This window comes from Thiohalocapsa sp. (assembly GCF_019695415.1).
Lineage (GTDB): Bacteria > Pseudomonadota > Gammaproteobacteria > Chromatiales > Chromatiaceae > Thiohalocapsa.
In genome coordinates this window covers 1-11,801 of record NZ_JAIFKJ010000489.1, presented here as the reverse complement: position 1 = coordinate 11,801, position 11,801 = coordinate 1, and the positions used below count along the sequence as shown (strand labels likewise).

The following is an 11,801-nucleotide window of genomic DNA, read 5'->3' as shown; positions in this document are numbered from 1 at the left end:
ACCCGCTGTGCGGCGCTGCGCAACGCCGCTGGGCGCGTCCGGAGGCGTCCGCAGTGGGTCGGTGGGTTTCTTCGCAACCTCTCAGTCCTTGTCGCCACCCATCATCCGCATGGGCGCTCCCATCATGCGCATCGGATTGAAGCCGCCATTGCCCTCATCCGCCTGCGGCCCGTAGCCCGGCGGATAGCCCGGCACCGGCCCATAGGGTCCGGCGCCGTAGGGGGCATAGCCAGGCATCGGCGCATAGCCCTGCGGAGGATAGCCGGTGCCATAGCCTTGGGGCGCATAGCCGGGTGCCGCCTGCGGATAGGACGTCGGGCCGCCGTAACCAGGTGCATAGCCGGGCGCATAGCTCGGGGCGTAACTGGGCGCTCCATAACCCTGGGGCATCTGACCAGGCGCGCCTCCGGGCTGGCCCGCCTGGGGTGGCGGCATCGGCTGACCGGGCTGAGCTGGCGCCGGCGCCTGCCCCTGCATCTGGGCCGGAGGCTGCTGCGGCCCCTGCCCCTGCGACGGACTCGGCTGCGGCGCCTGCTGCGGCGGCGCTGGCGGCTGTGCCTGTGCGGCGGGGTGCTGCGGCGTGCTGGGATAGAGCTGCGGCGGCATCGGCTGCGGGCGCGGTGGCTCGTCCTTGTCCGTACCAAACCACTTAGAGGGGTTCATCATGTCGCCGAAGTCCAGCGCCTGCGCACTGCCGGCGCCGAGCCCAAGGGCCAAGAGGGCCGCCACAGCCGCGGCGATGGTGGTTCTGTTGTGCATGACTGCTGACTCCCGTCGTCTCGTTGAAACCGAAAGAAAACCTGGCGCGCCCAGAGTGCGCCGTCTACAAGGATCGCCTCCGGCGAGCCCGGCATCGACGCGCCGCGCCGGGTCCAGTATAGGGAAGAATGCGGACCAGTTCGGCCATTCCGGTTTGACCTGCCCATTGTTTACCATCCGGAGTCCGACGAGCGCCTGACACAGCGCTGCGCAGTGCCAGGAGCCACGAACCAAAAGAGACGGACACCACAATGCGACACTGGCTGATGAAATCGGAGCCTGACGCCTTCGGCATCGACGACCTGGCCTCGCGCCCTGAGCAGACCGAGCCCTGGGACGGCGTACGCAACTACCAGGCCCGCAACATGATGCGCGATGAGATGCAGGTTGGCGACGAGGTGCTTTTCTACCATTCCAACACCAAGGAGCCCGGCATCGTCGGCATTGCCGAGGTCGTCCGCGAAGGCTATCCAGATCACACCGCCTTCAACCCTGACGCCAAGTACTACGACCCCAAGAGCGACCCGGACAACCCGCGCTGGTACATGGTGGACCTCAAATACGTGCGGCACACGAAGCGCACCATCACACTGACGGAGCTGAAAGAGATCGCTGCCAACGACCCGGACGGCCCCCTCGCCGACTTCCCGCTGGTGCGCCGGGGCAACCGGCTGTCCATCATGCCGGTCACCGACGCACAGTGGGCGTTGATTCTGGGATTAGAGTAAGCGCGCGGCTCACCCTGCGCGTCCCAGAAGGCGCCGGCGACGGCGTCCGCCTGCTGCGGATCGCGGTCACAGGTAGGGGTCTAGCATTCCGCGCAGGTCCACACGCGCGCGCAGGCGACGGCAGAGCATGAACATGCCGGCGAACTTGCGCTGGAGGAACATGGTGATGGGCTCGGGGAGGTGGTTGAAGGCTTCTTCCATGTACATGTCCCGACCCTTCACGTACAGGCGCTCGAACAGGTCTGAGGTGCCGAAATCGTAGATGCCGGGCTCAAGCACCTCCGAGGACAGTCGGATCATCTCGATCAGGGCTTTGACCGTGGCGGCGTCGGCGTCCGGGGCCATATAGCCGAGTCCCATGGATGCCTCGCGCAGACCCTGCTCATCATGCGCAATGGCGGCGCGCCCGAGCGCTAGGTATTGCTCGGCGATCTCGCCCGGCACCGGCAGCGCGGCGCCGAAGTCCAGCAGCACGATGCGTCCGGTCTGGGCGTCGTAGAGGTAGTTGCCGAAGTTCGGATCGGTCTGCGCCAGGCCGAAGTCGAACAGCTCCCGCAGCATCAGGCGCACCAGGAGGCTCGCGGCGCGGTCGCGCTCCTCGCGGCTGTAGCTGGACTCGGCGAGGTGATCGATGGACACGCCGTCGGCGAAGTCCATGGCCAGGATGCGGTCGGTGCTGAGGTCCTCATGCACCGCCGGCACGAAGAAATCGCCATCGTCGCCCACCAGCGCGCGGTAGCGCATCAGCGAGGCGGCCTCGGCCTTGTAGTCAGCCTCCTGGTGGAGCTGCACCCGGGCCTCCTCCAGCAGCGGGCCGATGTCCATGCCCTTGGGCACCATCCCTAAGTTGCGGGCGAAGAAACCCAGGTTGTCGATGTCGCTGTCGATGCTCTCGCGCACCCCCGGGAACTGGATCTTGAGCGCGAGCCGGCGGCCGTCTTTCGTCTCTGCCCGGTGCACCTGGCCGATGCTGGCGGCGGCCACGGGCTTGAACTCGAAGCGGCGGAAGGCCTTGTTCCAGTCCCGCCCCCACTCCTGCTCCAAGAGCCTGGTGAGCTGGCTCATGGGCATGGGCTCGGAGCGGTCGCGCAGCTCGGCCATGATCTCCGCCGCCTCCGGCGTGAACATGTCGGTGCCGTCCATGGACATGAGCTGTCCCATTTTCATCACAGCGCCGCGCATGCGCGCGAGCCGGTCCGTGAAGCGCCGGGTGGCCTCGGGGGAGAGCTGGATGCGCGCCACCTCGCCGCTGCGACGCGAGCGCGCCAGCTCCAGCATGCCGCGCACGCCGACACCGGCGGCGAGGTCTGTCGTGGCGCGGCCGATGTGCCAGAGGCGGCTCAGGCGGCGGCTCGGCACACTGCGACCGCTGCGGGCCTGTGGATCGATGGCTGCGGACATGGGTCAACTCCTGTCGAGGTGGGGCACCCCGGTTGCAAAGGCTTTGCCTGGAAATGCAGGCGTAAAGGCTGGACGGCAACCCTACTTGCCCGGCGGGCGGCGGGCATTGATGATCCACGCTTGCCCAGCCGGCCGGCCTCAGCGCCGGCCGGCTGCGATCTCCGTCCGACCTCTGCCCGGAGCGCCGCACATGACCAACCCGCCCGCAGCCGCCGAGGCGCACACCGCCGGGTCGGAGCCCGACAGCCACCGCGCGCGCAGGCGCTTCGGCCAGAACTTCCTGCATGACCCGGGCACCATCGGGCGCATCCTCGCCGCGGTGGCGCCCGCGCCGGGCCAGCATCTGGTGGAGATCGGCCCCGGCCGGGGGGCGCTGACGGCCGGGCTGCTGGAAGCCGCCGGCGCGCTGCATGTCATCGAGCTGGACCGGGACCTGGTGGGGCCGCTGGCAGAGCGCCTGGGCGGCCTGGGTCGGCTGCACGTGCACCAGGCGGATGCGCTGCGGTTCGAGCTGTGCGCCCTGCTGCCGCCCGCCGCGGCAGCCGCGGGCGAGCGCCTGCGTATCGTCGGCAACCTGCCCTACAACATCTCGACACCGCTGCTGTTCCGCTTTCTGGCGCAGGCGGACTGCATTGCCGACATGCATCTGATGCTCCAGAAGGAGGTGGTCGACCGGATGGCCGCAGACCCGGGCGGCAAAACCTACGGGCGCCTGTCGGTGATGGTGCAGAGCCGGTGCAGAGTGGAGCGGGTACTGACCGTGGGCCCGGGCGCCTTCACACCGGCGCCCAAGGTGAGCTCCGCCGTCGTGCGGCTGGTACCGCTGCGCCCGCCGCCGGTGGCCATCGCCGACCCCGAACTGCATGCACGCCTGGTGGCCGCCGCCTTCGCACAGCGCCGCAAGCGCCTCAGCAACAGCCTGCGGGAGATCGCCGATGCGGCCCTCATCGAAGCCTGCGGCCTGGACCCGGGCGCCCGGGCGGAGCAGCTCTCGGTGGCCGATTTCGCCCGACTGGCCAATGCGGCGGCGGGTCGCTCCAGCGCAACGGCTCAAGGTTGCATTCCCACGCCCAATCCCTGAGATTGTCCGGTTAATTCGCCGCTCCAGGGCCAGGCCGATGCCGGAGGGCAGTCGCCGCGACACCTGCCGCGGCAGTGCCCCGCATGCGGCGCTCGGCAATGCGATGCCCGGCCCTCCGGTGCCCGGCGCCGCGTGGCCCGAACCGGCGGCCCCCGCGACAGCCGCGGCTGGACACAGCAACCGATTCCGCACCCGCCATGAACGACAAGCCCGCTTACGATCGCACGGACGAGCACGACGAGGACATGGAGCCCGCAGACGAGACGCACGACAGCAGCCAGCTGGCCCGCGCCTCCGAGGTGCTGCCGGCACTGATCCCGCTGCTGCCGGTGGCGGCGCGGCCCTTCTTTCCGGGGCAGGCGGTGCCGCTGTTGATGGACGCCAAGCACTGGCGCAGCACTCTGATGCAGGTGGGCGAGAGCGAGCACAAGATCCTGGGCGTCGTGCTCACCAGCGCGGAGTCGTCGGAGGAATCGACCGCGGAGGAGTTCTATGCGGTGGGCACCGCCTGTCGCGTGCACCGGGTCGCCGAGGACGAGGGCAAGCTCCAGGTGCTGGTGGAGTGCCTGCAGCGCTTTCGCATCGAGCGCTTCGTGAACCGCAAGGCGCCCTTCACCGCCCGCGTGGACTACATGCCCGAGCCCCGGCACGAGCCCGAGAGCGAGGTGAAGGCCTACGCCATGGCAGTCATCAACACCATCAAGGAGCTGCTGCCGCTGAACCCGCTCTATGTCGAGGAGCTGAAGATGTTCCTCGACCGCTTCGGGCCTGATGACCCCTCGCACCTGGCGGACTTCGCCGCGAGCCTGACCACCTCCAGCAAGGAGCAGCTGCAGGAGGTCCTGGAGGCCGTGCCGCTGATGAAGCGCATGGAGAAGGTGCTGGTGCTGCTCAACAACGAGTTGGAGCTCGCCCGCGCGCAGCAGAAGATCCGCGCGACGGTCGAGGAGAAGATGCAGAAGCAGCAGCGCGAGTTCTTTCTGAAGGAGCAGCTCAAGGCCATCCAGAAGGAGCTCGGCATCGCCAAGGATGACCGCACCGCGGAAATAGATAAGTTCAAGGAGCGGCTCGACAAGCTCACACTCAGTGAGCAGGCGCAGAAGCGCGTTGACGAGGAGATGGAGAAGATGTCCGTGCTGGAGCCGGGCTCACCCGAATACTCCGTCACCCGCAACTACCTGGACTGGATCACACTGCTGCCCTGGGGCGTGGACAGCGCCGACAAGCTGGACCTGAAGCGCGCCCGGCGCATCCTGGACCGCGACCACTACGGCCTGGACGACGTCAAGGACCGCATCCTGGAGTTCCTGGCGGTGGGCATTCACAAGGGCGAGATCGCGGGCTCCATCATCCTGCTGGTGGGGCCGCCCGGCGTCGGTAAGACCTCCATCGGCCGCTCCATCGCCGACACCCTGGGGCGGCGGTTCTATCGATTCTCTGTCGGCGGCATTCGCGACGAGGCCGAGATCAAGGGCCACCGGCGCACCTACATCGGCGCCATGCCCGGTAAGTTCATCCAGGCGGTCAAGGACGCGGGCACCGAGAACCCCGTCATCATGCTGGACGAGATCGACAAGATCGGCGCCAGTTACCATGGCGACCCGGCCTCGGCCCTGCTGGAGGTGCTGGACCCCGAGCAGAACCGGGAGTTTCTGGATCACTACCTGGACCTGCGCTTCGACCTGTCCAAGGTGCTCTTTGTCTGCACCGCCAACCAGACGGATACCATCCCGGGGCCCCTGCTGGACCGCATGGAGGTGATTCAGCTCTCGGGCTATATCGCCGACGAGAAGCTCGCCATCGCCAAGAAGTACCTGCTGCCGCGGCAGATCGAGCGCGCCGGGCTCGACAAGGGCACGGTGAAGATCGGCACCAAGACCCTGCGCGCACTCATCGAAGGCTACGCCCGCGACGCCGGTGTGCGGCGCTTGGAGAAGCAGCTCGGCAAAATCGTGCGCAAATCCGCGGTGCGGCTGCTCGAGGGCGAGGCGACGCCGGTGACGGTCAGCGAAGACCAGCTCAAGGACTACCTCGGCAGCCCCGTCTTCCGCGACGAGCGCAAGCTGGGCGGTCCCGGGGTGGTGACGGGCCTTGCCTGGACCGCCATGGGCGGCGCGACGCTCTCCATCGAGGCCGTGCGTACCCACGAGTACGGCCGCGGCTTCAAGCTGACGGGCCAGCTCGGGGAGGTGATGAAGGAGTCCGCCGAAATCGCCTACGGCTACATCGTAAGCCACGCCGCGCAGTTCGGCGCCGACCCCAACTTCTTCGAAAAGGGCTTCATCCACCTGCACGTGCCCGCGGGCGCCACGCCCAAGGACGGCCCCTCCGCCGGTATCACCATGGCCTCGGCGCTGCTGTCACTGGCGCACAACAAGCCGGTGCGCCGCATCGCCATGACCGGCGAGCTGACGCTGACCGGCGAGGTCTTCCCCATCGGCGGCGTGCGCGAGAAGCTCATCGCTGCGCGGCGCGCCGGTATTAAGGAGATCATCCTCCCCGCGGACAACGAGGGCGAGTACGACGAGGTGCCGGAGCACATCAAGAAGGGCCTCAAGGTGCACTTCGTGAGCAGGTTCCAGGACGTGGAGGCGCTGCTGTTCGGCAAGAAGTGATCCCAGTTAGATATACCGTCCCCGAGACTATCTGCGCGGCAGACAGAAAAGCCGCCCTAAGGCGGCTCCTTCGTCGCGGCGCCAAGCGCTCACGCCGTTGACGGTGACCGTCGCTTACTTGACGGTCACCTCGCCGCTGATGACGTTGCGGAACTTGGCAACGACGCCGTCGCCGACCTTGAGCTCATCGAGCAGGGCCTGGTCTTGCACCGGGAAGACGCGGGTGGTCTCGGCGCCCTTGATGGTGACTGTACCAGCGGCCTTGTCGACGCCGACGATCTTGCCGTAGAGGGTCAGCTCGTCGGTGATGGTGCCCGCGGGCTTCTCGCCAGGCTCCGCTTCTACCTCCGTTTCGCCCTCGGCGCCCATGGCACCGGCATCGCGGCCGGTTTGAAGCTCGATGAGGGCGGTTGTGGTCTCGGTGATACTCACCATGTCGCCGATCTTGATCTCGTCCAGGCGCTTGACCTCCGGCGGCACGTGCAGCACTTCGTAGCTGCCATCCGCCGTCTTGAGGGTCATCAGGCGGGTGTCGGGGTTCACCACCATGACCTCGCCCTCGATCTTGGTCTCGATGGCCTCGGCGGCGACGGGCTGGGTTTGCAGGTCCGCCTGGGCATAGACAGGGGCGGCCAGAGGGGCTGCGAGCAGGGCGCTGACAGCGACGGCAATCAGGTTGGATTTGGGGGACATGGCGGATGCTCCTCGTGTGGTGTGAAGCCAGTTTTGGACAGCTCGAGCGACCGCTGCCACGGCTGCCGCCGAGCATCGGCCACCAGCAGGTTACCCGTCCCGCGAGGCGCGAACAACCAGCGGCCCGGCTTATATACCCGCCACAAACGGGTTTTCGGTTTGTCGAGGGAAGAACCTGCTGATGCCTTTCCTCTTCCTCGTGCCTCGCCCCTCGAAACTCGCCACCCTCCGCATCACAGGGCATCCTCGGGCACACATACCCAGCCTTCCATCAGGACCCGCGCGCTACGGCTCATGACCACCTTCTCGATGTGCCATGCGCCGGCTTGCTCGGTGGTCGTTGCGCCGACCTTCAAGGTGCCGGATGGATGACCGAAGATGACGGTGTCCCGCACCGCACCGCCCGCGGTGCGGCTCACCAGGGTGCCGGGAATGGCCGCGGCGCTGGCGATGGCAACGGCCGCAGTGCCCATCATGGCGTGATGGAGCTTACCCATAGAGAGGGCGCGGACGTTGAGGTCGATCTCGTCTGCGCTGATGGCTTTGCCGCTGGAGGCGGTATAGCCCTTAGGACCCGCGCAAATGGCCACCTTCGGGGTATGCTGACGGCTGGCGGCTTCTGCCAAGTCTTCGATCAAGCCCATACGCACGGCACCATGCGCGCGGATGACCTCGAAGCGTTCGAGTGCCCCGGGATCGTCGTTGATGGCCGCCTGCAGCTCGGTACCGTCATAGCCCAGGTCCTCGGCCCTGAGAAACACCGTTGGGATGCCGGCGTTGATCATGGTGGCCTCGAAGGTGCCGATGCCGGGAACTTCGAGTCTGTCTATGACATGCCCGGTCGGGAATACCGCCTCGCCTTCGTCGATGGGGTTGACGAACTCCACCGGCACCTCGGCAGCAGGAAAGGTCACGCCGTCCAGCTCGAAGTCGCCGGTCTCCTGCACACGCCCCTCGGTGATCGGCACGCGATTGAGGATGGTCTTGCCAATGTTCTGCTGCCAGACACGCACCGCGCAGACACCATTCTCGGGGATGCGCGCCGGGTCCACTAGGCCATTGCTGATGGCGAACGCGCCGACCGCGGCGCTCAAGTTGCCGCAGTTGCCGGACCAGTCAACAAAGGGCTCATTGATGGACACCTGACCGAACAGATAATCCACATCGTGGTCCGGCCGCGCACTCTTCGACAGGATCACGGTCTTGGAGGTGCTGGACGTGGCCCCGCCCATGCCATCTGTGTGCTTGCCGTAGGGGTCCGGGCTACCGATCACGCGAAGCAGCAGCCTGTCGCGGGCCTCGCCCGGCACCTGCGCCGCCTCGGGCAGGTCCGTCAGCTTGAAGAAGACGCCTTTGCTGGTGCCACCGCGCATATAAGTCGCAGGGATTCTGATCTGCGGAGCATGAGGCACATTAGAAAAGGGGTCAGAGCCCTTATTCATGTCTTTTCCTCCGTCTCCTGACACCGCAGAGAGACTGGGCAAGCATTCCATGGACGGGTTAGCACGGCGTAACCCAAGGCCGAACTCGCGTAACCCGTTGATTGTCTGTCTACGCTATCGCTGACCCGGCCTACGGCTCACCATGACTGTCGGGGTTACGGCAACACTTGCCCGGTCTCAGAGCAGTGTCGTGAGTGCGTCAACGACCGCGTTGATGGTCAAGCGGTCGCGAGAAAGTCCTGGGCAAAGCGCTGCAAAACTCCACCGGCCTCGTAGACCCGCACCTCCTCGGCGGTGTCCAGCCGGCAGGTGACCGGGATCTCCACCTGCTCGCCGTTCGCGCGGCGCATCACCAGCGTCAGGTCCGCCCCTGGTGCCGGATCGCCGACGACATCGAAGGTCTCGGTGCCGTCGATTTGGTGAGTGTGCCGGGTCTCGGGGGATTTGAACTGCAACGGCAGCACCCCCATGCCCACGAGGTTGGTGCGGTGGATGCGCTCGAAGCCCTCCGCGACGATGGCCTCCACACCCGCCAGCCGCACGCCCTTGGCGGCCCAGTCACGGGATGAGCCCTGGCCGTAGTCTTTCCCCGCGATGATGCAGAGCGGCTGGCCGCGCTGCATGTAGGTCTCGATGGCCTCCCACATGCGCATCTGCTCGCCGTCCGGCTCCACACGGGCCAGCGAGCCCTGGATCACGTCGCCCCGCTCGTCCCGACACATCTCGTTGAAGAGCTTGGGATTGGCCAGGGTGGCGCGCTGGGCGGTGAGGTGGTCGCCGCGGTGGGTGGCGTAGGAGTTGAAGTCCTCTTCGGCCAAGCCCATCCGCGCCAGGTACTCGCCGGCGGCGCTGGTGGGGAGGATGGCATTGGACGGCGACAAATGATCCGTGGTGATGTTGTCGCCGAGCACCGCCAGCGGACGCATACCCTCGAGCCCCGGCTTATGGCCCAATACGCCCTCCCAGTACGGCGGGCGGCGTATGTAGGTGCTCTTCTCTCGCCAGGCATAGAGCGGGCTTTCGGCGTGCTCCCGCGCGCTGGACGTGAACATGGGCGTGTAGACCTGCTGGAACTGCTCCGGCGTCACATACTGCTCGACGATGGCGTCGATTTCCGCATCCGACGGCCAGAGGTCCTCGAGCGTGATCGCGTTGCCCGCGGCATCGGTGCCGAGCGCGTCGCGTTCGATGTCGAAGCGCATCGTGCCGGCGATGGCATAGGCCACCACCAGCGGCGGCGAGGCCAGGAAGGCCTGCTTGGCGTAGGGGTGGATGCGCCCATCGAAGTTGCGATTGCCGGAGAGCACAGCGGTGGCATAGAGATCCCGATCGATGATCTCCTGCTGAATCTTGGGCTCCAGCGCCCCGCTCATGCCGTTGCAGGTGGTGCAGGCGAAGCCGACGATGCCAAAGCCCAGCTGTTCCAGCTCCGGCAGCAGACCAGCGGCCTCCAAATACAACTTCGCGACCCGGGAGCCCGGCGCAAAAGAGGTCTTGACCCAAGGCTTGCGGGCGAGGCCCAGCGCATTGGCCTTGCGCGCCAAGAGACCAGCCGCCACCACGTTGCGGGGGTTGGACGTGTTGGTGCAAGAGGTGATGGCGGCGATGATGACGGCGCCGTCAGGCAGGCTGCCCGCCGCCTCCTCGGCCTTGGCCTGGTCCAGATGCACCGCGATGCCCCGCTCGGCGAGCGCCGTCGTGGGCAGTCGACGGTGGGGGTTGGACGGGCCGGCCATGGTCCGGCCGACGCTGCTGAGATCGAATTCCAGCACCCGCTCATACTCGGCGCCAGCCAAGTCGTCGGCCCAGAGCCCGGTGGTCTTCGCGTACTGCTCCACCAGCGCCACCTGCGCCGGTTCGCGACCGGTGAGCTTGAGATACGCGATGGTCTGCTCGTCAATGTGGAACAGGCCGGCGGACGCACCGTACTCGGGCGTCATATTGGAGATCGTCGCCCGGTCGCCGATGGTGAGCGAGCGGGCGCCATCGCCGAAGAATTCGAGCCAAGTCGAGACCACTTTGGCAGTGCGGAGAAACTCCGTCAGCGCCAGCACGATGTCCGTCGCGGTGATGCCCGGCTGACGCTCGCCGGTCAGCCGAACCCCGACGATCTCGGGTAACCGCATCATCGTCGGGCGGCCGAGCATGACGGTCTCCGCCTCCAGGCCGCCGACGCCGATGGCGATGACGCCGAGACAGTCCACGTGCGGCGTGTGGGAGTCTGTGCCGACGCAGGTGTCCGGGAAGGCCACTGCGTCTCGCACCTGAACCACCGGCGACATCTTCTCCAGATTGATCTGGTGCATGATGCCGTTGCCCGCCGGGATCACGTCCAGGTTGTCGAAAGCGGTTTTGCACCAGTCGATGAAGTGGAAGCGGTCGGCATTGCGGCGATCCTCGATGGCGCGGTTCTTCTCGACTGCATCCGGATCGAAGCCCGGCGCCTCCACGGCGAGGGAGTGGTCGACGATGAGCTGCGTCTGCACCACGGGGTTGACCTTGCCCGGATCACCTCCCCGCTCGGCGATGGCATCGCGCAGGCCGGCGAGATCCACCAGCGCGGTCTGGCCCAGGATGTCATGGCAGACCACGCGCGCTGGATACCAAGGAAAATCCAGCTCGCGCTTGCCCTCGATGATCTGCTTCAGCGCACCGGTCAAGGCCTCGGTATCGCAGCGGCGCACCAGCTGCTCGGCGAGCACGCGCGCCGTGTAGGGCAGCCTCGCATAGGCGCCCGGGCTATACGCCTCGACTGCCTCACGGGCGTCGAAATAGTCCAGGTCCGTGCCCGGCAAGGATTTGCGATATTGGCTTTGTCTCATGCGGCGCTGTGCTTCGGAGCCTCAGCGATCTTGGATGGGCACCCACGTGCGGTTCTCTGGACCGACATAGTTGGCGCTCGGCCGGATGATCTTGCGATCGTGACGCTGCTCGATGACGTGCGCCACCCAGCCGGTGGTTCGCGAGATCACAAAGATCGGCGTGAACAGCGGCGTCGGCACGCCCATTTGGTGATAGGACACCGCAGAGAACCAGTCCAGGTTCGGGAACATTTTCTTGAGGTCCCACATGACGGCCTCCA

The 11,801-nt window shown here is 66.7% G+C and carries 9 protein-coding genes; 3 read left to right on the top strand and 6 right to left on the bottom strand.

Features of this window, described 5'->3' with window-relative positions; genetic code table 11:
• Nucleotides 1-81: 81 nt before the first annotated feature.
• Nucleotides 82-759 (bottom strand): hypothetical protein, encoded by a 678-nt coding sequence (locus I6U14_RS13645; RefSeq protein ID WP_296900068.1) that lies wholly within the window; start codon nt 757-759, stop codon nt 82-84.
• Between the two features lie 251 nt (nt 760-1,010).
• Here I6U14_RS13645 and I6U14_RS13640 point away from each other — a divergent pair, with 251 nt between their 5' ends.
• Nucleotides 1,011-1,487 carry an EVE domain-containing protein gene (locus I6U14_RS13640; RefSeq protein WP_296900067.1) on the top strand — a complete coding sequence of 159 codons (477 nt, stop codon included), beginning with the start codon at nt 1,011-1,013 and terminating at the stop codon, nt 1,485-1,487.
• Nucleotides 1,488-1,553: 66 nt separating this feature from the next.
• Here I6U14_RS13640 and I6U14_RS13635 read toward each other — a convergent pair whose 3' ends face one another.
• Nucleotides 1,554-2,888: an AarF/ABC1/UbiB kinase family protein gene (locus tag I6U14_RS13635; RefSeq protein WP_296900066.1), complete on the bottom strand. Its 1,335-nt coding sequence runs from the start codon at nt 2,886-2,888 to the stop codon at nt 1,554-1,556.
• A 190-nt stretch (nt 2,889-3,078) separates the two neighbouring features.
• Here I6U14_RS13635 and rsmA point away from each other — a divergent pair, with 190 nt between their 5' ends.
• Together rsmA and lon are read left to right on the top strand one after the other, a co-directional pair.
• A complete protein-coding gene (gene rsmA, locus I6U14_RS13630) occupies nt 3,079-3,969 on the top strand; it encodes a 16S rRNA (adenine(1518)-N(6)/adenine(1519)-N(6))-dimethyltransferase RsmA (protein WP_296900065.1) in 891 nt (296 codons plus the stop codon).
• Between the two features lie 197 nt (nt 3,970-4,166).
• The gene (gene lon, locus I6U14_RS13625) at nt 4,167-6,584 is read left to right on the top strand and encodes an endopeptidase La (protein ID WP_296900064.1); all 2,418 of its coding nucleotides are present in this window, start codon (nt 4,167-4,169) and stop codon (nt 6,582-6,584) included.
• 114 nt (nt 6,585-6,698) lie between these two features.
• On the opposite strand, the gene I6U14_RS13620 is transcribed toward lon, so the two are convergent.
• The 4 genes from I6U14_RS13620 to I6U14_RS13605 all read right to left on the bottom strand — a co-directional run.
• Nucleotides 6,699-7,277 carry a copper-binding protein gene (locus I6U14_RS13620; protein WP_296900063.1) on the bottom strand — a complete coding sequence of 193 codons (579 nt, stop codon included), beginning with the start codon at nt 7,275-7,277 and terminating at the stop codon, nt 6,699-6,701.
• 233 nt (nt 7,278-7,510) lie between these two features.
• The gene (gene prpF, locus I6U14_RS13615; RefSeq protein ID WP_296900069.1) at nt 7,511-8,689 is read right to left on the bottom strand and encodes a 2-methylaconitate cis-trans isomerase PrpF; all 1,179 of its coding nucleotides are present in this window, start codon (nt 8,687-8,689) and stop codon (nt 7,511-7,513) included.
• Nucleotides 8,690-8,937: 248 nt separating this feature from the next.
• Nucleotides 8,938-11,541 (bottom strand): Fe/S-dependent 2-methylisocitrate dehydratase AcnD, encoded by a 2,604-nt coding sequence (gene acnD / locus I6U14_RS13610; RefSeq protein WP_296900062.1) that lies wholly within the window; start codon nt 11,539-11,541, stop codon nt 8,938-8,940.
• A gap of 21 nt (nt 11,542-11,562) precedes the next feature.
• A partial coding sequence (locus I6U14_RS13605; RefSeq protein ID WP_296900061.1) for a citrate/2-methylcitrate synthase occupies nt 11,563-11,801 on the bottom strand: 239 nt, incomplete at its 5' end.